Raw genomic sequence first — 21,834 nt, forward strand, 5'->3', positions numbered from 1 at the left:
ATGTGGATCAAACCCAAAGCCCACGGCATGGACCACACCGGCCTCGGCGCACCCGACTTCATCCAACCGGACCGCAGCATGAGCGCCATCGGAGGCTGAGACTTTGCTCGTAAGATACTTCGCTGCCGCGCGCGCCGCGGCAGGCGTCGAAGAAGAACACCACGATCTTCCGGAAGGAACCAGCCTGGACGGACTGATCGCGGCCGTGCTCGCCGTCGAACGTCCGGAACCACCGGCCGGCACGCCGCCCCTGGCCCGGATCATTTCGCGCAGCAGCTTCCTGCGCAACGAGGTGGCAGTCCGCGACCATTCGGCCGCTCTCGGTGCGGACGACGTCGTCGACGTCCTCCCGCCGTTTGCCGGCGGCTGAGCCGGCCACAGCCGAAGGGTGGCTCCCCGGGTCCAACGAGCCTACGCTGTGCCTATCCGCGCAATAGCAAAGGAAGAGCCATGTACACCCTCCTGATCGAACACGCTGTGAACGACTTCGGCGCATGGAAGCGGTCCTTCGACTCGGATCCGGCAGATCGCGCCGGGTCCGGCGTTATTTCCTACAGGGTCTCCAGGTCCTTGGACGATTCGCAGCGGGTCCTGATCGAGCTTGATTTCGCCGGGCGGGAGCAAGCCGAATCAATGCTGGACACCTTGCGGACAAGGGTGTGGAGTGGACCTGGAAGGCCGGCCTCGCTCGATGGTATGCCCGATGCCCGGATCGTTGAGTCGATGGAGGCCAGGATCCTCTGAATGCCGTGCCTGCTTGACGTGAGCCCTAGACGCGCCTGCAGACAGAGATCATGAACGGGCTGAACGTCGCGGCGTCCCCAAGCCTCAGTTCCGCCATGTGGGTCAGCACGCCGCCGTCCACCTTGAAAGTGTGCCGAGCGGTCCCGCGAGGGCTACGCCTCTCAAGCCTGAGTGTGCCGTCCTCCCAATGCCCGCGGGCCGGAGCTTCCGGCGGCCGGCCCATGCTGTCCACGTAGTACCACAAGGTGTCCCCGTGGTCCGGGTCAACGGTAAAGACACCGTGCCCCTCGAAATGGGTGCCGTCGGGCTCAATGTGCCGGTAGCTTTGCACCAAGGCGTAACCTCCCGCCGCGCGAGAAAAAGTCACCTCGGCGTCGGCGGTCCGGGCGGGTCCCCACGGCGACGCCGCAAGCTCGGTACTCCCCCGCCAATGACCCAGGAAGGCTTCCAGCGCAGTGTGTGCATGACTCTTCAATGGCTCGTTCATGGCGACTCCTGCGCGGGACGATGGATACGTCACCATCATGTTCCCCATCGAGCAGGCGCGTCCAGCCTTCCCCACCGGACATGCCCCCTGTTCCAGGCCAGGAGTGGACATATCAGGACTATGTCCACTCCTAAGCTCGAACGAGGGGCATGTCCCTCAGAGGCCGAACGTCTCGGTTTCCTCGAAGGGCCCGACGACGGTCACGGTGCGGGGGGCTTCGGCGAGCACCCGGGCGAGTTCCTGGACCTGCTCGGCGGTGACGGCCTTGATGCGGTCCAGCGTCTCGTCGATGTCCTGGAATTCGCCCGAGACGAGTTCGGCGCGGCCAAGGCGGGACATCCGGGAACCGGTGTCTTCCAGCGCCAGGACGATTCCGCCGCACAATTGGCCCACAGCCTTGCGCAATTCCTCGTCGGTGATTCCGTCAGCAGCGAGCTTGTCCAGTTCGGCGCCCAGGAGTTCCAGGACCTGCTTGACCTTCGACGGTGTGCAGCCGGCGTACATGCCGAAGTAGCCCGCGTCCGCATAAGCGGAGGCAAAGGAGTAGGTGGAATAGACGAGGCCCCGCTTTTCGCGGATCTCCTGGAAGAGGCGTGAAGACATGCCACCGCCAAGGACCGCGTTCAGCACGCTCATCACGAAGCGACGATCGTCGGTGGCCACGATCGAGGGGCAACCCATGATGATGTTGGCCTGCTCCACGGGGCGCTTGATCACATGCAGCCCTGCGGTACCCGTGATGTCCGCCCGCTCGGTGGGGCGGCGCTCAACAGGGGCAGCGGCGTCCTTCAGCTCCCACCCGGCCGTCCGCAAGGCATCGAGCACGAGGCGGCACACGACGTCGTGGTCCAGGCCACCGGCGGCGGTGATGACGATTTCGTCCGGCCGGTAATAGCGCTGGTAGTGTGCCCACACGGAATCCCGGGACACGGCCTTGATGGCGGCAGGGGTGCCCCCGATCGGGCGCCCCAGCGGATGCACACCGAGAACGGCAGCCACAAAGTTTTCATGCGCGACGTCGGTGGGGTCATCGCTGTCCATGGCGATTTCCTCAAGGATCACGTCGCGTTCCTGTTCAAGTTCGGCAGGATCCAGAACTGCACCGGTGATCATGTCGGCAATGACGTCGATAGCCATAGGGAGGTCCGTGTCCAGCACGCGGGCGAAGTAGCACGTGCTTTCCTTCGCGGTGGCCGCATTGGATTCGCCGCCGACCTCGTCGAAAGCGGAAGCGATCTCCAGGGCGGTGCGCTTCTTGGTGCCTTTGAACAAGAGATGCTCAAGGAAGTGGGTGGAGCCGTGCTGGCCGTCCGCCTCGTCCCGGGAGCCGACCCCCACCCAGAATCCGATGGTTGCCGAACGCTGCCCGGGCATGGCCTCAGTGAGCACCCGGACGCCTCCCGGAAGCACTGAACGCCGGACAACGGAGCCGCCTTCGGCACCATGGATCAATTCGCCGCCGGGCACGGTCTGCGCCAATGGGAGGGGTACGACAGTCATCAAGACCTTTCAGTTCTGCGGGAAATCACGGGTGCCAAATCTGGCTGCAATCGTACCAGCGGGCGCATCGCCCATGGGACGGGAATCCGTTGTTAAAACCGGGCAGGACCGGTGGACATGTCCACCGGTCCTGCCGCGTGTTTGCCGGTTCAGGCTACTCGGCGGAAACTTCAGCCCCTTCGGCGGGAGCTTCCTCGGAGGCGGCGCCTTCTTCCTCGGCCACAACCGGGGAGAGGGAGAGCTTGCCGCGGTCGTCGATCTTGGTGATCTCGACCTGGATCTTCTGGCCCACGGAGACGACGTCGTCGACGTTGTCCACGCGCTTGCCGCTGGCCAGCTTGCGCAGCTCGGAGATGTGCAGCAGGCCGTCCTTGCCCGGAGTCAGGGAAACGAACGCACCGAAGGTGGTGGTCTTGACGACCGTGCCCAGGTAACGCTCACCGATTTCCGGGACCTGCGGGTTGGCGATGGCGTTGATCGCGGCGCGGGCTGCTTCCGCAGACGGGCCGTTGGTAGCGCCGATGTAGACCGTGCCGTCGTCCTCGATGGAGATGTCGGCGCCGGTGTCTTCCTGGATCTGGTTGATCATCTTGCCCTTGGGGCCAATAACCTCACCGATCTTGTCAACGGGGATGTTGACGGCGATCACGCGCGGTGCGAACTCGGAGAGCTCGTCCGGGGTGTCGATGGCGGCGTTGATGACGTCCAGGATGTGCAGGCGGGCTTCGCGGGCCTGCTTCAGGGCTGCGGCCAGGACCGATGCGGGGATGCCGTCGAGCTTGGTGTCCAGCTGGATGGCCGTGACGAACTCGGAAGTACCGGCAACCTTGAAGTCCATGTCGCCGAAAGCGTCTTCGGCGCCGAGGATGTCGGTCAGGGCAGCGTAGCGGGTCTGGCCGTCAACCTGGTCGGAAACCAGGCCCATGGCGATACCGGCAACAGCGGCCTTCAGCGGCACGCCTGCGTTGAGCAGGGACAGCGTGGAGGCACAGACGGAACCCATCGACGTCGAACCGTTGGAGCCGAGGGCCTCGGACACCTGGCGGATGGCGTACGGGAATTCCTCGCGGGACGGCAGAACCGGAACCAGGGCACGCTCGGCGAGTGCACCGTGGCCGATTTCGCGGCGCTTCGGGGAGCCGACGCGGCCGGTTTCACCGGTGGAGTACGGCGGGAAGTTGTAGTTGTGCATGTAGCGCTTGCGCGTGACGGGAGACAGCGAGTCGATCTGCTGTTCCATCTTGAGCATGTTCAGCGTGGTGACACCCATGATCTGGGTTTCGCCGCGCTCGAAGATGGCGGAACCGTGAACGCGGGGCAGGACCTCTACCTCGGCGGTCAGCTGGCGGATGTCCGTCAGGCCACGGCCGTCGATGCGGATCTGGTCCTTGAGGATGCGCTGGCGGACAACCTGCTTGGTCAAGGAGCGGAAGGCTGCGGACAGTTCCTTCTCGCGGCCCTCGAACTCGCCGGCGAGGGCGCCAAGGACTTCGTCCTTGAGTTCGTCGGAAGCGTTGTCGCGGTCCTGCTTGTCGGCGATCTGGAAGACAGCAGCAAGCTTCTCGGCAGCGGCAGCTTCAACAGCGGCGTAAACGTCGTCCTGGTAGTCCAGGAAGACCGGGAATTCAACCGTCGGCTTGGCAGCGCGGGCGGCCAGGTCAGCCTGGGCCTCGCACAGGGCCTTGATGAACGGCTTGGCGGCCTCGAGGCCTTCGGAAACGACCTCTTCCGTGGGAGCGGTGGCGCCCTGTTCCTTGATGAGGTTCCAGGAGTTGTCCGTGGCTTCGGCTTCAACCATCATGATGGCGACGTCGTCCCCGTCGGGACCCGACACAACACGGCCGGCAACAACCATGTTGAAGACGGCGTTCTCGAGCTGGGAGTGCTTCGGGAAAGCAACCCATTCGGTGCCCTGTTCGTCGGCGATGAGGGCGACGCGGACGCCACCGATCGGGCCGGAGAACGGGAGTCCGGAGAGCTGGGTGGACATGGACGAGGCGTTGATGGCCACGACGTCGTAGAGCTCGTCCGGGTTGATCGCCAGGACTGTGACGACGATCTGGACCTCGTTGCGCAGGCCCTTGACGAACGCGGGACGCAGGGGGCGGTCCATGAGGCGGCAAGCCAGGATGGCTTCGGTGGACGGGCGGCCTTCGCGGCGGAAGAACGAGCCCGGGATGCGGCCGGCGGCGTACATGCGCTCTTCGACGTCGACGGTCAGCGGGAAGAAGTCGAAGCCTTCACGCGGGGACTTGCCTGCGGTGGTTGCGGACAGCAGCGCGGTGTCTTCGTCGATGTAGACCATCGCGGCGCCGGCTGCCTGCTTGGCGAGGCGGCCGGTTTCGAAGCGGATAACACGCTTGCCGAAGCGGCCGTTGTCGATGATGGCTTCTGAGAACTGGATTTCGGGACCCTCCATTGAGAGTCACCTCCGTTTCTTGTTTAGCGGAAGTCCTCCCGCATCGACCCAGGCCAGCGTCTGTTCCTGGCCTGTACGACACCCGGTCATCGATCGAGACCCACGGGCTGTGCCTTCATCGCAGAAGGCTGCTCCCGGGGATCACTACCGAGGACCGCGAATGCGCGATGCGGTTGAACTCCTGTTAAGTGTTGGATTTAGTTATGGAGAAAAGGCGGCCCGTTCCACGGAGGATCGGGCCGCCCGAAGTCAAACTAGCGGCGCAGGCCGAGGCGCTCGATGAGCGCACGGTAGCGGGCAATGTCAGTCTTCTTGAGGTAGCCCAGCATGCGCTTGCGACGACCAACCATGGCCAGCAGACCGCGCTGGGTGTGGAAGTCGTGCTTGTGCTCCTTCATGTGCTCAGTCAGATCCTTGATCCGCTGAGTCAGGACTGCAATCTGGACCTCCGGCGAACCAGTGTCGCCCTTGGACGTTGCGTATGCCTCGATGATGGACTGCTTAACAGCGGCTTCAAGTGCCACGTGAACTCCTAGAGTTGTGCCGTGCGTCCCGATTCAGCGCCTCGCTGCCGGGTTGTAATGTGCCGATGACCGCACACAAAACAGGTCCAGCCGCCACGGACTGCAGCCGGATCCATCCCTCAGTTTACCGGCAGCCCGGCAATGTTGTCGAAAGCTGCCGTGTGACCCTCATCAAAGGCGGGCGCCGCTCACTGCCCGATCTCGGTCCGGACGGCGAAAAGCTCGGGGAAGAACGTCAAGTCAAGGGCCTTCTTCAGGAAGGAAACACCGCTCGAACCTCCGGTTCCCTTCTTCATGCCGATGGTCCGCTGCACCGTGCGGAGGTGCCGGAACCGCCACAATTGGAAGTTGTCTTCCAGGTCCACCAGTTCCTCGCAGGCTTCGTAGGCCGCCCAGTTGTCTGCCGCGTGTTCGTAGATGTGCTTGAACAGGGGCAAGAGCTCCGGGGCGAACTCGTGGGCTTGGGTGACGTCCCGGTCCAGGACGGACCGCGGAACCTCGTAGCCGTGCCGGTCCAGGTAGGCCAGGAATTCGTCGTAGATGCTCGGGGCATGCAGGAGCTCCTCCAGCATGGTCCTGGACTCCGGATCCGATTCGAACACCGGCAACATCTTGGCGTTCTTGTTGCCGAGGATGAACTCCACGGCGCGGTACTGGCTCGACTGGAACCCCGAGGCGTTGCCTAGGAAGCCGCGGAACTGGGAGTACTCGGTAGGAGTGAGGGTGGCGAGCACAGACCATTGCTCGGTAAGGGTCTTCTGGATGTGCTTGACCCGCGCGATGGCCTTGAGTGCTGAGCCCAGGTCGTCTTGGCGCAGCCACTCGGCGGCACTGCGAAGCTCGTGCAGGACCAGCTTCAGCCACAGTTCGGTGGTCTGGTGCTGGATGATGAACAAGAGCTCGTCATGGTGTTCGGGCTGGCTGACGGGTTGCTGGGCGCTGAGCAGCAAGGGCAACTGCAGGTAGGATCCGTAGCTCATGCGTGAGCTGAAATCCTTGACGATGCCTTCGTCGAGCGGCCGGGTGTTCTTCTCAACGCTCACGGTGCGGGACTACTTCTTCAGCAGGAGATCGTGGGCCTGGACGACGTCCAGCCGCATCTGCTCCACCAGGGCCTCGGGTCCACGATAGGCCACCATGCCTCGCAGCCTGGCCGTGAATTCCACCACGACGGTCTGGCCGTAGAGGTTGAAGTCCTCCACCGCTTCCTCCGGGCGGTCGATCACGTGCGCTTCCACCTGGCGGCTCACGCCGTCGAATGTGGGGTTGGAACCTACCGAAATCGCGGCGGGCCAGCGGGTTCCGGACTCGTCCACGAGCCAGCCGGCGTAGATTCCGTCCGCGGGGACGTAGCCCGTGGCGCCGTGGTCCAGGTTTGCCGTGGGAAAGCCCAGGGCGCGTCCGCGCGCGGCGCCATGGACCACTTCGCCGCGCATCCTGTGCGGGCGGCCGAGGACGGCGGCGGCGGTCTCGACGTCGCCCTCAGCAAGGGCCTCGCGCACCCAAGTGGAGGAACAGCGGCGGTCCGTGCCGCCGTCGTCGTGTACTGGAAAGCCTTCCGCGCCGAACTCATTGACCACGTGGACGCCGAACCCCAGTTCCTTGCCCAATTCCTGCATGGTGCCGACGTCGCCGGAATTTCCCACACCGAAACGGAGATCGTGGCCCACAACAACGTGCGCCGCGTGAAGCCCGTCCAGCAGGACCTTGACGACGAATTCTTCAGGAGTCATTGCCGCGAGCGTGAGGTTGTATTTCATGACGAGGACAGCGTCCACGCCCGTGTCCGCCAGGGCATCGAGCTTGTCCTGCAGACCCATGAGGAGCTCCGGTGCGGAGTCGGGCCGATGGACCAGGGCCGGGTGGGGATCGAAAGTCACGACAACGGACCGCGCGCCGTGCTGCCCTGCGGTGCGCAAGAGTTGCGTCAGCACTTGCTGGTGGCCCCGATGGACGCCGTCAAAGTTGCCGATGGTAACGACGCTGGGACCGAAATCCTCGGGGACCTCGGTGGGATCGTTCCAGATGTGGACCATCAACCTCGCCTTTTACTGCTGGTATTCACTATGCCCGGTGCCTGCTCCGGCGCCGGAATTCTCTAAGGTTACCCGCTCTCAGGGGGCGCCCTTGCCCGGTGGCGGAGCCCCGATTTCTACTGCGGGAGCCGCGCGGGCCGCCGACGGTAGAGCCACAGCAGGCCCAGGACCGGCAGGATCAGCGGCACAAAGCCGTATCCACGTCCGAACAGGGACCATACGGTGTCGTGCGGGAAAGCCACAGGATCGAAAAGGCTGATGGCACCAACCACCACCACTCCGACCATCTCTACGAGCACGGCCGCGAGCGATACCTTGAACCACGTGCGGCCCGGCTTCGCGAGGGAGACCGTGGCCACGATGTACACGACGGCGGCGAAGGCCGAGAGGATGTGGGCCAAGGGAGCATCCGAGAACTTGGTCAGGATCTGGTAGCCGGCACGGGCGGTGGCCGAGATCGCGAAAACCGCGTAGACCGCAATCAACAGCCTCCCGGGCCCGGTATTGCGGGTGTCCGGGTTCTTCTTCCCGGTGGTTTCAACAGTCACTTCGTGTGCTTCTTCCAATGTCAGTACCAGATCTGGTTCATGCGGGCCGCCATGACCAATGCGGTGACGCCCACGGCGCCCATGACGAAATTGCTCCAACGGGTCCGTTCCAGGATGGACCAGTACACCGCGACGATGGGGAGTATGAGAGCCGTGATGATGTAGCCCCAGAATTCCCAGGGCTCCCCAGCGATTTTTTCACCCATCGCCACGCGGATGATCGATCCCACCAGATAGACCAGCAGGACGAGTTCGACGGCGGCAACGGACAGTATGGTGACGTCGTTGGGGGCCTTCTTCATGATGCCCGCCACGACGCAAATGATGGTGGACAGCAGGCCCACTATCAGGACAGCGTAAAAGTATCCGTCCATGGCTAGTGTTCCTGCTTTTCGTTGTCAGGGGCGAACACAAGGACAGGCTTGGCGAAACTCCCCGCGTCGGCCAACAGCGCCACGAGTTCCCCTGAGGGAGAGAACGCGGCAGCCGGGTTCTCGGCGGTGGCGGCGTCGGCCGTGCCGGCAGCGGGTCCCGCGGCGATCCTGCGGCCAAAAGAAATTTCGGTGGTTTCGGCGTCGCTCAGCTCCCGGTTGGGCATGAGCGCGCGGGCGGCGGCGGACATGTCGAGGACTTCCAGTTCCTCGGCAAGCTGTTCGAGGGTGCGGGCTTGCTCCAAGGAGTATGGCCCCACGTGGGTGCGGCGCAGCGCCGTGAGATGGCCGCCAACGTCAAGGGCCTCGCCCAGGTCGCGCGCCAGCGCGCGGATGTACGTGCCCGAGGAGCACTCGACGGTCACATCGATGTCTACTACCCTGCCGCCGTCGACACTCCGGATGGCGTGGATCTCGAAACGGTGGATGGTCACGGGCCGGGCGGCAAGCTTGACCTCTTGCCCCGAACGGACGCGCGCGTAGGACCGTTCGCCGTTGACTTTGATGGCGCTGACGCTGCTGGGAACCTGCTGGATCTCGCCGCTGAGCTGCGCGACGCCGTCGCGGATGGCGTCCTCAGTGACTCCGGCGGCGCTGCGGCTTGCGGTGATGTCGCCTTCGGCATCGTCCGTGATGGTCGATTCGCCGAGCCGGATGGTGGCGGAGTACGTCTTGGACGTGCCCACGATGTACGTCAACAGGCGCGTCGCCTTGTTGATGCCAAGCACAAGCACCCCGGTGGCCATGGGGTCCAGGGTCCCCGCATGGCCCACTTTCCGGGTACCGGCCAGTCGCCGCATCCGTCCAACCACATCGTGGCTGGTCCATCCTTGCGGCTTGTCAACGATTACCAGTCCAGAAAGCACGCCTCCCAGTATATCCGCGCCGGGGCATGCGTCCTGCGGCCTGCGGCTTCCCTGAACGCTCCGGGACCGCGGCTAAGATGGCTCCCATGCCTGAGCTTGCCGCACATGTCCGCGAAGTGCCCGTGAACCAGATCCGCGAGATCACCGAGGCCGCGTGGAGCACCCCCGGGGCGATTGTCCTCAGCATCGGCGAGCCCGGCTTCGCGCTGCCCCGGCACATCCTGGACGCGGGGATCGCATGCCTGGACAGGGACGAGACCAACTACACCCCCAATGCCGGTATCCCGGCCCTGCGTGAGGCCTTTGCCGCCCGCTTCCGTGCCCACAACAAGGTGGATGTCGGGGCGGAGCGCGTGTACGTCGTGGACGGAGCCCAGCAGGGGCTGCATTTTGCCATGAGCCTGCTCCTCTCCCCCGGCGACGAGATCCTGATTCCCAATCCGGGTTATCCCACTTTTGCCATGACAAGCCATTTGCTCCACGCCGTCCCGGTGCGGTATCCGCTCTACCCCGAGAACGAGTTCCAACCCCGCATCGAGGACATCGAGGCACTGATCACGCCCCGCACCAAGGTGCTGGTCCTGAATTCGCCGTCCAATCCCCTGGGCGCCGTGATTTGCGAGGAAACGACGCGCCAGCTGGTGGAATTGGCCGTCAAGCACGATCTGTGGATCATTTCGGATGAATGCTACGAAGCCTTCACCTTCGACGTTCCGCACACGAGTCCTGCCCGTTTCGACAGCACAGTTCCCGGGGAAGCGCGGGTCTTCACGTCCCTGACCCTGTCCAAAACGTACGGCCTGACGGGACTGCGGATCGGTGCGCTCATTTGCCCGCCGGGCCTGGAATGGAAGATGAACAACGTCATGGAAGCGATCGTTTCCTGCGTGGCTTCGCCTTCCCAGTACGCTGCGGTCGCGGCGCTGACCGGCCCGCAGGACTACGTGGACACGGCACGGGAGCATTACCGTTCCAACCGCGACGCCGCCTCGGCAGTGCTTGCCGGGAAGGGCATTCCCTTCCTGGGCGCGCAGGGGGCTTTCTATCTCTGGGCGGACGTCTCGCATGTGAGCGGCGGGAATGTGCGTGCTTGGGTGCGCACCTTCTTGGCGGACTCTGGAGTGGCCGTAGCGCCTGGCACCGCGTTCGGTTCCATCGGCGAAGGGTGGATCAGGATTGCGTTGTGCGGTGATCACCAGCAGCTGCTCGACGGCGTCGGGCGGCTTCCGGCACGGCCGTGAACCTCAGTATTTGGTCCGGTTCTTGTGCCCGCGCCAGGCATCGAAAGGAGCCTCGGATGCGGCGACCTCCGTGTGCTGGACGGGCAGCAGTTCCGGCCTGTTGCCGTCGAAATATTCGTAGAACACGGCATCGTCGAAGCCTGCGGCTGCGGCACCGTACCGGTCCGCGGCAAAGTAGACCCGGCTTACCCGGCCCCATAGGGCGGCGGAGAGGCACAAGGGGCACGGTTCGCAGCTTGAGTAGAGCACGGAGCCGCTGAGGTCGAACCTTCCGAGCTCCGACGCGGCCCGCCGGATGGCCACCACTTCGGCGTGCGCTGTGGGGTCGTTGTCGCGGGTGACCCGGTTGACGCCGTCATGAAGCCGTCCGTCCGGGGTGACCACGACGGCGCCAAAAGGGCCGCCGCCGTCGGCCACGTTTTGAACCGCGAGCCGCACGGCGTGTTCAAGGTAGTCTTCGGGACTCTGAGCTGCATCGTGGGCCGCCATGCTCCGATCTTAGCGACGGGCCGTCAATTTGGCCCCGCTTTCCACGGTTAAACAAGCAGGACCAGACCCGGCAGTCTTGAGAACTGCGGATCCGGCCCTGTCCGGGAAGCGCCGGACTACTTGCCGCCGTCTTCGTCGATGTCTTCATCGGCACGGAGGTCGATGTCTTCTTCGTCAAAATCGTCTTCGTCGATGTCCGCATCCTGCGCGGCATCGCTCTTGTACGGGTCTGCGTCGCCAGCGTGTTTGGCGCCGGCGGCCAGCGCGGCCACCTCGGCGTCGCGCTGCTTGGCGGTGCGCAAGAGCTCCTCAAGGTTCGAGGCGTTGACCGGAATGAGGTCGGCAACGAATTCCAAGGTAGGAGTCAGCCGCACGGTAATGTTGCGGCCCACTTCCTGGCGCAAAACACCCTTGGCCTTCTCCAACGCCCGGGCGGCATCGGCCTGGGCAACCTCGTCACCGAAGACGGTGTAGTACACGGTGGCGTGCTGAAGATCGTTCGTGACGCGGGCATCGGTAATAGTGATGCCCTCAACCCGAGGATCCTTGATCCGCCGGCCAAGTGCCTCAGCAACAACAACCTTAATCCGCTGCGCCAACTTGGCAGCGCGTGCCGGATCAGCCATTTCTACTCCTAAAATTTGCGTACGACGGCGCGTTAGCAACTTGCGTACTTAAGTTCGGTGTGCGAGACGCGCCTAGTGCGAGTCTACGACCGGCCGCCGCGTTCCTCGGAGGCCGTTGGAGCCGATATGGGGGCCCGGGAGTGGCATCGGGCCTGCCGGAGCTGGGTGGCTGACGTCGCAAGACGTCAGCCACCCAGCGAAGGGGCGGGGCCCCCATATCGGCGGAAAGGGCCGGGGCCGCCGGAAGAATCCAACGGCCCCGCCCTCTATTTTTCGTGCTTAGACGCGCGGCTTTTCGCGCATCTCGAAGGTCTCGATGATGTCACCTTCGTTGATGTCGTTGTACGAGCCAAGACCGATACCACACTCGAAGTCCGTGCGGACCTCGGTGGCGTCGTCCTTGAAGCGCTTGAGCGTCTCAACGGTGAGGTTGTCGCCGATGACCTTGCCATCGCGGCTGACGCGTGCCTTCGTGTTACGGCGGATGATGCCCGAGCGCACGATGGAACCGGCGATGTTTCCGAACTTGGAAGAACGGAAGACTTCGCGGACCTCGGCTGTACCGAGCTGGACTTCCTCGTACTCCGGCTTGAGCATGCCCTTGAGGGCCAGCTCGATGTCATCGATTGCCGAGTAGATGACGGAGTAGAAGCGCATGTCCACGCCTTCACGATCGGCCAGTTCAGCCACGCGCTCGGCGGGCTTGACGTTGAAGCCGATGATGATGGCATTGTCCACCGTGGCGAGGTTGACGTCGTTCTGCGTGATGGCACCCACACCGCGGTGGATGACGCGCAGTTGAACGTCTTCGTCGCCGACATCGATCTTGAGCAGGGCGTCTTCGAGGGCTTCGACCGCACCGGAAACGTCACCCTTGAGGATGAGGTTGAGGGTGTCGATCTTGCCTTCGGCCACAGCCTTGTCGAAGTCTTCGAGGCTGATGCGCTTGCGGCGCTTGGCCAGGGCCGCGTTGCGGTCGGCTGCCTCGCGCTTTTCAGCGATCTGGCGGGCCGTACGCTCGTCGGAGGTCACCAGGAAGGTGTCACCTGCACGCGGTACGTTGGACAGGCCCAGGACCTGGACAGGACGGGACGGAAGCGCGATGTCGAGGGCGTTGCCGTCTTCGTCGAACATGGCACGGACGCGGCCGTGGGCCGTACCGGCCACGATCGTGTCACCGACGGCCAGGGTACCGGACTGGACCAGGACGGTGGCCACGGAACCGCGGCCCTTGTCCAGGTTCGCTTCGATGGCAATGCCTCGAGCGTCCTTGTCCGGGTTGGCGCGCAGGTCCAAAGCGGCGTCTGCGGTCAGAAGCACGGCGTCGATCAGTTCGTCGATGTTGATGTTCTGGCGGGCAGAAACCTCAACGAACATGGTGTCACCACCGTATTCTTCGGGAACCAGACCGTACTCGGTGAGCTGGCCCTTGACCTTGTCCGGGTTCGCACCTTCCTTGTCGATCTTGTTGACCGCGACGACGATCGGCACGTTGGCCGCTTGTGCGTGGTTGAGTGCTTCAACCGTCTGCGGCATGACGCCGTCGTCGGCTGCGACAACCAGGATGGCGATGTCGGTGACCTTGGCACCACGTGCACGCATGGCGGTGAACGCCTCGTGACCAGGGGTGTCAATGAAGGTGATGTCGCGCGGAGTGCCTTCGTGGACGTGGCTGATCTGGTAGGCACCGATGTGCTGCGTGATGCCGCCGTGTTCACCGGCAACCACGTTGGTCTTCCGGATGGCATCGAGCAGTCGGGTCTTACCGTGGTCAACGTGACCCATGACGGTGACAACCGGGGGACGCGGTTCGAGGACGTCGTCGCCTTCGGCTTCCAGTTCGGCATCGAGATCGATGTCGAAGGAGTCGAGGAGCTCGCGCTCTTCGTCTTCCGGAGAGACCACCTGTACCTTGTAGCCGAGTTCGGCGCCGAGCAGGCCGAAGGTGTCTTCGTCCAGCGACTGCGTAGCCGTTGCCATTTCACCGAGGTGGAACAGCACGGTCACCAGTGCGGCGGGGTTCGCCTCGATCTTGTCGGCGAAGTCCGTGATGGACGAGCCACGACGCAGCCGGACCACGGTGTTGCCGTCGCCGCGGGGTACGGATACGCCACCCAGCGACGGAGCACTCATCTGCTCCAGTTCCTGACGCTTTGCACGCTTCGACTTGCGCTGCTTGCCGCGTCCTGCGCCACCCTTACCGAAGGCACCCTGGGTACCGCCGCGTCCGCGGCCGCCCTTGCCGAAGCCACCGCCGGCGGGAGCTCCGCCACCGGTGCCTGCGCCAGGAGCGCCACCCGGACGGCCGGGGCCGCCACCGGGACGGCCTGCGCCACCCGGACGACCAGCGCCACCGGGAGCGGGACGCTCGGTGCGGTTGGGCATCATGCCCGGGCTGGGACGGTTTCCTGCGGGTCCACCTGCGGGACGCGGAGCGCCCGGACGGGGAGCACCGGGGCGCGGAGCACCCGGACGCGGACCACCGGAACCGGCTGCGGGGCGGGGACCGCCTGCGCCGGCCGCGGGACGCGGACCGCCGGGACGCTCGCCGTCAGTGCGGCCACCGGAACGGGGCATGCCCTGCGAGGTTGCGAAGGGGTTGTTGCCCGGACGGGGAGGACGCTCGCCGTCGCCACGGCCGCGGGGCATGCCCTGCGAGGTCGCGAACGGGTTGTTGCCCGGACGGGGGCCACCGGGCCGCGGAGCCTGGCTGCCCGGACGTGCCGGGGCAGGGGCTTCGGCCTTGGGTGCCGGACGGGCACCCGGCTTGGCGGAAATAGGACTTGCCGTAGCTGCGGGGGCCACAGGCGCTGCCGGGGCGGGGGTCTCAGCCTTGGGGGCGGGAACCGGAGCCTTGGGCGCAGCGGGGCCCGGAGCCGGGCGGGACGCTGCGGGCGCAGCAGGGGCAGCGGGTGCCGCGGGGGCTGCAATGCGAGGTGCTGCCGGGGCAGCCGCCTTTGCAGCGCCGGCGCCCGGGTAGGCGTCGCGAAGCTTCTTCACGACCGGTGCCTCAATTGTTGAAGAGGCGGAGCGAACGAATTCGCCCAATTCCTGCAGTTTTGTCACTGCATCTTTGGAAGTAATACCGAGCTCTTTGGCGAGCTCATGTACGCGGACCTTGGCCACATTTCTCCTGTCTCGGTCCGCACCGAGCCAGGCACGAACCGTCTAATTCTTACTGCGGGCCCCTGCCGCGAACGCGGCGGATAGGCCCTGTGCAGAGCGCAACAAAGTTGTCATCGTTGCGCACTCATCGCTGGGAACTCATCGGGTTTCCATCAGTTTTCTGACCCGCTTTCAGGTTTGGACGGTTTTCCTGCTTTCACGGGGGTGTCCGCAGGGGGTATGACTGCCGCCAGGTAGCTTTCCACGGCGGTGACTTCGCTTGCGCCCGCGAGGGCCCTTGCGAAAGCACGCCGTTTGCTTGCCAGCGTCAGGCATGTGGTGCTGGGATGCAGCCACGCACCCCGGCCAGCCATCCGGCGTCGTTCATCCACCAGGACGACGGGAGACCCGCCGCCTTCGGCGACAAGCCGGATCAACTCGCTCCGCTTGCCTTGTTTCCGGCATCCGATGCAGGTGCGCACAGGCTGGTGCCTGGTGTGAGGCAGTTCAGTCACTGGGTGTATCAACCTGCCTCAGTGTATTTACCTGTCTTCTGCGGTTCTGCTTTGCTCGGCGCACGCCCTTGGCTTGTTGGGATTGTTGCCCCCACAAGCCGCGAGCACGCCAAAGCGCACGGATACCGGGCATAGGCCCGGTTCCATCTATTCTAAGCCCCCGAGGGCCCGGCCACCGAATCCACAAGGTGCGGGGATCCGGGGCTGGGCACCGTTTGGCGTGTTTAGTTGCCCTTAGCCGGAGCGGCGTCGGAGACGATGTCGATCCGCCAGCCGGTCAGCTTTGCTGCGAGCCGGGCGTTCTGGCCTTCCTTGCCGATGGCGAGGGACAGCTGATAGTCGGGAACAACCACCCGGGCGGAGCGCGTGGCCTCGTCGGTGATAGTGACGGAATTCACGCGCGACGGCGAAAGGGAGTTGGCGATGAAGGTCGCCGGATCGTCGCTGAAGTCGACAATGTCGATCTTTTCGTCGTTGAGTTCGGTCATGACGGCACGGACCCGGGAGCCCATTTCGCCGATGCAAGCACCCTTGGCGTTGATGCCGGGGGTGTTGGCTTTGACGGCCATCTTGGTCCGGTGGCCGGCCTCGCGTGCCAGTGCCACGATCTCGACGGAGCGGTCCGCGATCTCCGGGACCTCCAGTTCGAAAAGCTTCCGGACGAGGCCCGGGTGTGAACGCGACAGCGTGATGGAGGGTCCCTTGGCGCCGCGGTGGACGTCCACCACAAACGCACGCAGGCGGTTGCCGTGGGTGTACTTCTCACCCGGCACCTGCTCGGGCGGCGGCAACAGTGCTTCGACGGAACCGAGGTTCACCTGGATCATGTGCGGGTTGTTGCCCTGCTGGATCAGGCCGGCGACGAGTTCGCCTTCACGGCCCTTGAATTCGCCGAGGACGTTGTCGTCCTCGACGTCGCGCAGCCGCTGCAGGATGATCTGCCGCGCGGTGCTTGCCGCAATGCGGCCGAATCCCGCAGGGGTGTCCTCGAACTCGCCGACGGCTTCGCCGTCGTCATCGATTTCCGTGGCCCAAATGGTCACGTGGCCGCTCTTGCGGTCCAGCTCGGCACGGGCCTTTTCGAAAGCGCCCGGCGTCTTGTGGTATGCCACCAGGAGCGCCTGCTCGATGGTGGGAATCAGGAGGTCCAGCGGGATTTCACGCTCACGCTCCAGGAGTCTCAGCGCACTCATGTCAATATCCATTAGGCCTCCTCGGAAGGTCCGTTGTACTCGTCTTCCAGCACGGCCTCGTTGAGGTGGCTGAACTCTATCTCGACTTTTCCTTGGCGGATCCTGTCGAAAGGAATTTTCACGGGTTCGCCCTGCTTGGGCTTCATGCCCTTCTTGACCTCTTGCTCGGGAACCAGCGTGACGCCGTCGTCGTCGACGGACTGGATACGTCCCGTCAGGTTCTCTCCCTGGATCACGTTGACCTTGACCATGCGTCCGCGGGCCCGGTGCCAGTGGCGGGGCTCCGTGAGGGGCCGGCCGACGCCGGGCGAGGAGACCTCGAGGTCGTAAGGGCGGCCGTCGGTCCTGGGATCGTTGTCCAGGATGTCCGAGAGCGCCCTGGAGATTTCCGCGATGACGTCCAGGCTGACGCCGCCGGTTTCCTCCTGGGGCAGGTCGATGACCACGTGGACTACCCGGTGTGAACCGGCAACGTGGATGGCAACATCCTCAAGATAGAGCCGGCTCGCCAGGACGGCAGGCTCCAGAAGCGCCTTCAGCCTGCTCTCCTCGGGGTTCCGGACCTCGTGTTGTGCTGGACTCGTCGGATCCGTTCCAGCCTGGTCTGTTGAAGTCGTGGCTTCCGAATGACTCACTGGCCAGCCGCCTCCCGATAGATGATGTTGTGACTACTAGCTTAACGACATTTGCGGCGGCGTGGTGCACGGGGCTCCTCTGCGGGGAGGCAAGTGGCCTGTGGGCGTGACACCATAGTCTGTTGTGAACCACGAGACTGTTGAGAAACCACGGAGCCATCGCTGGATGAAAGGCCTCCTTCTGGCTTTCCTCGCAGTCCTCGTCCTCGGAGTCGGGGCCGTGCTTCTCCCGCGGGACGCCGGAAAGCCGCAAGCGGTGCCGTTTTCGGAAGCTGCCCGGTCCGAAGCGCTCTCGTCGAGCGAGACGCTCCTGGACAGCGCATCGCTCCTGGAGAGCACGGACACTGTGACGTTGCTGACAAGCCAGGCGCGGGCGCTGCTGCCACCTTCCAGCCCTTCGGCACCGAACACTCCATCGGCTTCTCCCAGCTCCAGTGCCGCCCAGGACCGCCCAACGCGGGCCGGCTTTGTCTCCGCGCTCTCCGCGAGCGCTTCCCGTCGCTTGGCGGACGCCGCTAACGCCGACGGCGGCATGGCACGGCTGCTTGCCGCCGTCGGGACCGCCCAGCTGCTTGAGTCATCGCGGCTGGCCGCGACGTGGGGCCTGCCGGTACCGGCAACCCCGGCCGAGGCGAGTACCGCCCCGACACAACCGCCGAGCTGCCCGGCTTCGCCCGGCACGGCGACCATGGCGCCGACACCCGGAACGGCCCCGACCACGGCCGATCTGCCCGCAGCCCTTGCCGCCGTCGTCAGCTCCGAACAGGAGTCGATCTATGCGTACCAGGTGGCCCTGACCAGGCTGGACGCGAAGGCGTCCGCAACGGCAGCCACCTGGTTGGCCCGCCACCAGCAGCTGCTCCGGGGCGCGGAGGCCCAGGGCCGGCTGCATTGCATCGCCACGCCCGCGCGGGAAGCCGGCTATCGCCTGCCTGCCACTTTCGCCGCCAAACCCGGCCTGGCGCTCGGAAGCATGGAGTCCAGCTCACTGACTGCCTACGCCGACCTCGTGGCATTGTCGGAGGGTGAGACGCGCCAATGGGCCATCGACGGGCTTGTCGACGCCGCCAAACGCAGCCAAGCCTGGGGAGCTCCGGTTGGCCCATTCCCGGGACTTTCGATCAACAACTCCGCGCTGCCGCCGCTGCCGTCCGCCACTCCGTCTCCATAGGAAAGCCTTTCTTTGCTGGCGGCTGCAGTCCCCGAGTGCTTGGCTTGTACCATGGCTTCCATCGAAACTGCAGCCCTGCATGAGAACGAACCACACTCCAACGACCTCGCCCACCGGCTCAACTGGCTTCGGGCCGGGGTCCTTGGCGCCAATGACGGCATCGTCTCCGTTGCTTCCATCGTTGTGGGCGTCGCCGGCGCCACCACGAGCACCGGCGCCATCCTCACGGCTGGAGCAGCCGGACTCGTGGGTGGCGCTGTGTCCATGGCACTCGGCGAGTATGTATCCGTCAGCAGCCAAAGCGACAGCCAAAAGGCGCTCATCGAGAAGGAGCGCCGGGAGCTCGCCGAGGAACCCGAAGAAGAGCTGGCTGAACTGACTGCGATCTACGAGGCCAAGGGCCTGCGGCCTGAAACCGCGCGGAAAGTGGCCGTGGAATTAACGGAGCACGACGCCTTGGCCGCCCACCTTTCCGCCGAATTGAACATCGACGAGGACGACATCGTCAGCCCGTGGCATGCGGCGTTCGCATCCGCCATCGCCTTCACCCTCGGCGCGGTGCTGCCCATGCTCGCGATTCTGCTCCCGCCCCCGGGGCTGCGTGTACCGCTGACCTTCATTTCCGTGTTGCTCGCGCTGGCCATCACCGGAGCCGTTGGAGCGTGGATCGGCGGCAGCTCGAAGACCCGCGCCGCCGTGCGCGTCGTCATCGGCGGAGCCCTTGCGCTTGCCGCGACGTTCTTCATCGGAAGCCTCCTGGGCTCCTCCGGAGTGGTCTGAACCACTCCCGGACCGGCTTGGGTAGGCTGACAGTGATGACTACCTTCGTTTCGATCCCTGGCGACCTCCAGGCACGCTACTCCCGCACAGCGGAAGGGCGGGCGTGGCTCTCAGGGCTGCCCGGACTGATCAATGCCAGCTTGGAACGCTGGCAACTGTCCGTTGACCTGGAACCCGGCGCGGAACCATGGAATGGCCACGGCGGCATCGTCATTCCGGTCCTCTACGAGGGCACCCGTTCGGTGCTCAAGATAGCTTTCCCGCACGAGGAGGCCCTCGTTGAACGGCATGCGCTGGCCCTGTGGGACGGCGCCGGGGCCGTCAGGCTGCTCGACGCCGATACCGCCTCCTGCGCGATGCTCCTGGAGCGGCTCGACGCGGTCAACTGCCTGCAGGACGCCCCGATGGACGAAGCCCGCGACGTCTGGGGATCGCTCGTGAAGGAACTCAGCATCGAACCGGACGAACGGCCCGAATGGAAAGAGTTTGAGCACATAGCGGCACGTGCCGAGCGCTGGAGCGATGAGCTGCCCGCGGACTGGGAGCACCTTGGCCAACCCTTCCCCCGCTGGCTCCTCGAGGCCGCGTTGGAAGTGTGCCAGACCCGAGGCGCCGTCGGACGCCGCGCGGGCAGGGACGTCTTGGTGCATTGCGACCTGCATTTCATGAACATCCTCCCGCATCTCAATGGCACCCCGCATGGCGCCCCGAATGGGGCCGGATCCACCCGAAAGCGCGCTTACGTGGCGATCGACCCGCAACCGAAGATCGGGGAGGCAGAATTCGCGATCGCCCCGATCTTGTGGAACCGTATCCGCGATCTCTCCACCACGGCTCCCGAACTTGCACTCCTGGAGCGCTGCGCTGATTTCAGCAGCGCGGCTGGACTGGACAGTGAAGCAGCGCGGGAATGGAGCCTGGTCCGCGAGGTTGAAAACGCCCTCTGGTATGCCGGAAAACCGCGGCACGAAGGCGATCTGGCGCGTTCCTTGTGGGTGGCCAGCACCCTCGCAGGCCGGCCCCTCGACGGGTTGCCCGCCGCGCACGACCTACCCGAACCGGGACTGGCCGCCTCGAATTAGCTTCAGTGGTCCGGACGCCCTGCCGTCCGGAGTCCCTGCTTCCTGCGCCCGGCTCAAGCGGTGGCCTCCAGCGCGTCCTTGATAGCCTGCACCGCGATATCCAGGTCTGCCGAATCCGTTGACCAATTGGTCACCGAAACACGCAGGATATCCCTGCCCAGCCAGCGCGAACCGGACATCCAGACCCTGCCGTCGGCCATGACGTAGCCCGTCACGGCACGCGTCCTCTCGTCGGAACCGAAGGCCAGGGACAACTGCGTGAACACCACATCGTTGAGGACCTCGACGCCGGGCACTTCGGCAAGCCGCCGGGCCAGTTCCGCGGCACACTCCGCACGTCCAGCGACAAGCTCCCGCACGCCGTCACCACCCAAGGAACGCAAGGCCGCCCATACCGGCACTCCCCGGGCACGGCGGGACAACTCGGGCACTTTCTCCATGGGATCACCGGGGCCGTGGTCGTCCTGCATCAGGTATTCGGCGTGCATGCCGATGGCGGATCGCAGGGCGGCAACGTCACGTACCACCACGATTCCGGCGTCGTAAGGCACGTTGAGGGTCTTGTGGGCATCGGTTCCCCACGAATCGGCCAACCCGACGCCCTCGACCAGATGCCGCAGTCCCGGCACAGCAGCTGCCCACAGGCCGAAAGCCCCGTCGACGTGGACCCACGCGCCGTAGTCCTTGGCAGCGGAAATCGCCTCGGGGAATGGATCGAATGCTCCGGAATGCAGGTTCCCGGCCTGGAGACACACGATCGCCGGACCGGAACCGGCTTCCAAGGCGGCCCGGAGCGCGGCGGGGTCAATCCTTCCTTGTTCGTCCGCCGCAACAACTTCGGGTGCCCCGAACCCCAGGAAACGCAGGGCCATGTCCAGGCTCTCGTGCCGCTCGGCGCCGACGAGGACACGCAGTTTCGGCGCGCCGTGGAGTCCCCCGGCGTTGACATCCCAGCCGACGGCGGCGAACTGGCGCCACCGGGCCGCCGCGAGGGCCGTGAAGTTGGCCATGCTGGCGCCCGTCGCGAATCCGACGTCGGAGCCAACAGGTAGGCCGAGCAGCTCAAGGAGCCATCGCCCGGCCGCTTCCTCGATCCCGGCTGTGGCGGGGGTGGCGAAACGCAGGCCGGAGTTCTGGTCCCATGCGGACACCATCCAGTCCGCGGCCATGCCTGCCGGCACCGTACCGCCGATGACCCAACCGAAGAAGCGCCCCGATTGCATGGCCATGAGCCCGGGTTCGGCGTGTTCGGCGAGGAAATCAATGACCGCGGCCGGGTCCAGTCCACTGGCCGGCAAGGGTCCGCCGAAGACTGTCGTGATGTCGTCAGCCGTGGTGCTTGGCCGTACCGGCCGCCCGGGCAAGGCCCTCAACCACTCCCGGGTATGCTCCCATGCACGTTCGAGTGCCTGCTCATAGTCGCCGGAATCGACCCACATGAG

22 protein-coding genes are annotated in these 21,834 nt (G+C 65.1%); 6 read left to right on the forward strand and 16 right to left on the reverse strand.

Going from position 1 to position 21,834, the window contains the following annotated elements; all coding sequences use genetic code 11:
* Positions 1-103: 103 nt before the first annotated feature.
* Both ACFVTG_RS20370 and ACFVTG_RS20375 read left to right on the forward strand, forming a co-directional pair.
* Positions 104-370 carry a MoaD/ThiS family protein gene (locus ACFVTG_RS20370; protein WP_284752698.1) on the forward strand — a complete coding sequence of 89 codons (267 nt, stop codon included), beginning with the start codon at positions 104-106 and terminating at the stop codon, positions 368-370.
* A gap of 80 nt (positions 371-450) precedes the next feature.
* The gene (locus tag ACFVTG_RS20375) at positions 451-744 is read left to right on the forward strand and encodes a hypothetical protein (RefSeq protein ID WP_390282683.1); all 294 of its coding nucleotides are present in this window, start codon (positions 451-453) and stop codon (positions 742-744) included.
* 25 nt (positions 745-769) lie between these two features.
* On the opposite strand, the gene ACFVTG_RS20380 is transcribed toward ACFVTG_RS20375, so the two are convergent.
* From ACFVTG_RS20380 to truB, 9 genes are all read right to left on the reverse strand, one after another.
* Positions 770-1,231: a DUF1579 family protein gene (locus ACFVTG_RS20380; RefSeq protein ID WP_284752696.1), complete on the reverse strand. Its 462-nt coding sequence runs from the start codon at positions 1,229-1,231 to the stop codon at positions 770-772.
* Between the two features lie 156 nt (positions 1,232-1,387).
* Entirely contained in the window at positions 1,388-2,731 is a 1,344-nt protein-coding gene (locus ACFVTG_RS20385; protein ID WP_284752695.1) for a pitrilysin family protein, read from the reverse strand.
* A gap of 154 nt (positions 2,732-2,885) precedes the next feature.
* The gene (locus ACFVTG_RS20390; protein WP_284752694.1) at positions 2,886-5,150 is read right to left on the reverse strand and encodes a polyribonucleotide nucleotidyltransferase; all 2,265 of its coding nucleotides are present in this window, start codon (positions 5,148-5,150) and stop codon (positions 2,886-2,888) included.
* A gap of 254 nt (positions 5,151-5,404) precedes the next feature.
* Positions 5,405-5,674, reverse strand: a complete 270-nt coding sequence (gene rpsO, locus ACFVTG_RS20395; RefSeq protein ID WP_028266602.1) for a 30S ribosomal protein S15 — start codon at positions 5,672-5,674, stop codon at positions 5,405-5,407.
* A gap of 188 nt (positions 5,675-5,862) precedes the next feature.
* Positions 5,863-6,717 (reverse strand): tryptophan 2,3-dioxygenase, encoded by an 855-nt coding sequence (kynA, locus tag ACFVTG_RS20400; RefSeq protein ID WP_390282684.1) that lies wholly within the window; start codon positions 6,715-6,717, stop codon positions 5,863-5,865.
* Between the two features lie 9 nt (positions 6,718-6,726).
* Positions 6,727-7,710, reverse strand: a complete 984-nt coding sequence (locus tag ACFVTG_RS20405) for a bifunctional riboflavin kinase/FAD synthetase (RefSeq protein WP_390282685.1) — start codon at positions 7,708-7,710, stop codon at positions 6,727-6,729.
* A gap of 116 nt (positions 7,711-7,826) precedes the next feature.
* Positions 7,827-8,276: a hypothetical protein gene (locus tag ACFVTG_RS20410; protein WP_390282686.1), complete on the reverse strand. Its 450-nt coding sequence runs from the start codon at positions 8,274-8,276 to the stop codon at positions 7,827-7,829.
* Positions 8,277-8,278: 2 nt separating this feature from the next.
* Positions 8,279-8,632: a hypothetical protein gene (locus ACFVTG_RS20415; RefSeq protein WP_390282687.1), complete on the reverse strand. Its 354-nt coding sequence runs from the start codon at positions 8,630-8,632 to the stop codon at positions 8,279-8,281.
* A gap of 2 nt (positions 8,633-8,634) precedes the next feature.
* Positions 8,635-9,555, reverse strand: a complete 921-nt coding sequence (truB, locus tag ACFVTG_RS20420; RefSeq protein WP_390282688.1) for a tRNA pseudouridine(55) synthase TruB — start codon at positions 9,553-9,555, stop codon at positions 8,635-8,637.
* Between the two features lie 86 nt (positions 9,556-9,641).
* Here truB and ACFVTG_RS20425 point away from each other — a divergent pair, with 86 nt between their 5' ends.
* Positions 9,642-10,796 carry a pyridoxal phosphate-dependent aminotransferase gene (locus ACFVTG_RS20425; RefSeq protein ID WP_284752688.1) on the forward strand — a complete coding sequence of 385 codons (1,155 nt, stop codon included), beginning with the start codon at positions 9,642-9,644 and terminating at the stop codon, positions 10,794-10,796.
* Positions 10,797-10,799: 3 nt separating this feature from the next.
* On the opposite strand, the gene ACFVTG_RS20430 is transcribed toward ACFVTG_RS20425, so the two are convergent.
* The 6 genes from ACFVTG_RS20430 to rimP form a co-directional block, all read right to left on the reverse strand.
* On the reverse strand, positions 10,800-11,285 hold the full coding sequence (locus tag ACFVTG_RS20430) for a nucleoside deaminase (protein WP_390282689.1): 486 nt from the start codon (positions 11,283-11,285) through the stop codon (positions 10,800-10,802).
* Positions 11,286-11,401: 116 nt separating this feature from the next.
* Positions 11,402-11,911 carry a 30S ribosome-binding factor RbfA gene (gene rbfA, locus ACFVTG_RS20435; RefSeq protein WP_390282690.1) on the reverse strand — a complete coding sequence of 170 codons (510 nt, stop codon included), beginning with the start codon at positions 11,909-11,911 and terminating at the stop codon, positions 11,402-11,404.
* Between the two features lie 279 nt (positions 11,912-12,190).
* Positions 12,191-15,037: a translation initiation factor IF-2 gene (gene infB, locus ACFVTG_RS20440; RefSeq protein ID WP_390282691.1), complete on the reverse strand. Its 2,847-nt coding sequence runs from the start codon at positions 15,035-15,037 to the stop codon at positions 12,191-12,193.
* Between the two features lie 152 nt (positions 15,038-15,189).
* Positions 15,190-15,531, reverse strand: coding sequence for a YlxR family protein (locus ACFVTG_RS20445; RefSeq protein WP_284752684.1), 342 nt, complete (start codon positions 15,529-15,531; stop codon positions 15,190-15,192).
* Between the two features lie 224 nt (positions 15,532-15,755).
* Positions 15,756-16,736, reverse strand: a complete 981-nt coding sequence (nusA, locus tag ACFVTG_RS20450) for a transcription termination factor NusA (protein WP_284752683.1) — start codon at positions 16,734-16,736, stop codon at positions 15,756-15,758.
* On the reverse strand, positions 16,736-17,359 hold the full coding sequence (rimP, locus tag ACFVTG_RS20455) for a ribosome maturation factor RimP (RefSeq protein ID WP_059387824.1): 624 nt from the start codon (positions 17,357-17,359) through the stop codon (positions 16,736-16,738). The genes nusA and rimP overlap by 1 nt, the downstream gene beginning before the upstream one ends.
* Positions 17,360-17,525: 166 nt before the next feature.
* Here rimP and ACFVTG_RS20460 point away from each other — a divergent pair, with 166 nt between their 5' ends.
* From ACFVTG_RS20460 to ACFVTG_RS20470, 3 genes are read left to right on the forward strand one after another with little or no spacing between them, the layout of a single operon-like run.
* On the forward strand, positions 17,526-18,530 hold the full coding sequence (locus tag ACFVTG_RS20460; protein ID WP_390282692.1) for a DUF4439 domain-containing protein: 1,005 nt from the start codon (positions 17,526-17,528) through the stop codon (positions 18,528-18,530).
* A gap of 51 nt (positions 18,531-18,581) precedes the next feature.
* Positions 18,582-19,310, forward strand: a complete 729-nt coding sequence (locus tag ACFVTG_RS20465) for a VIT family protein (protein ID WP_390282693.1) — start codon at positions 18,582-18,584, stop codon at positions 19,308-19,310.
* A 35-nt stretch (positions 19,311-19,345) separates the two neighbouring features.
* Positions 19,346-20,392 (forward strand): aminoglycoside phosphotransferase family protein, encoded by a 1,047-nt coding sequence (locus ACFVTG_RS20470; protein ID WP_390282694.1) that lies wholly within the window; start codon positions 19,346-19,348, stop codon positions 20,390-20,392.
* 53 nt (positions 20,393-20,445) lie between these two features.
* Here ACFVTG_RS20470 and ACFVTG_RS20475 read toward each other — a convergent pair whose 3' ends face one another.
* On the reverse strand, positions 20,446-21,831 hold the full coding sequence (locus ACFVTG_RS20475; RefSeq protein WP_390282695.1) for a pyridoxal phosphate-dependent decarboxylase family protein: 1,386 nt from the start codon (positions 21,829-21,831) through the stop codon (positions 20,446-20,448).
* Between the last annotated feature and the right edge of the window lie 3 nt (positions 21,832-21,834).

The organism is Arthrobacter sp. NPDC058127, from assembly GCF_042884555.1.
Classification (GTDB): domain Bacteria; phylum Actinomycetota; class Actinomycetes; order Actinomycetales; family Micrococcaceae; genus Arthrobacter.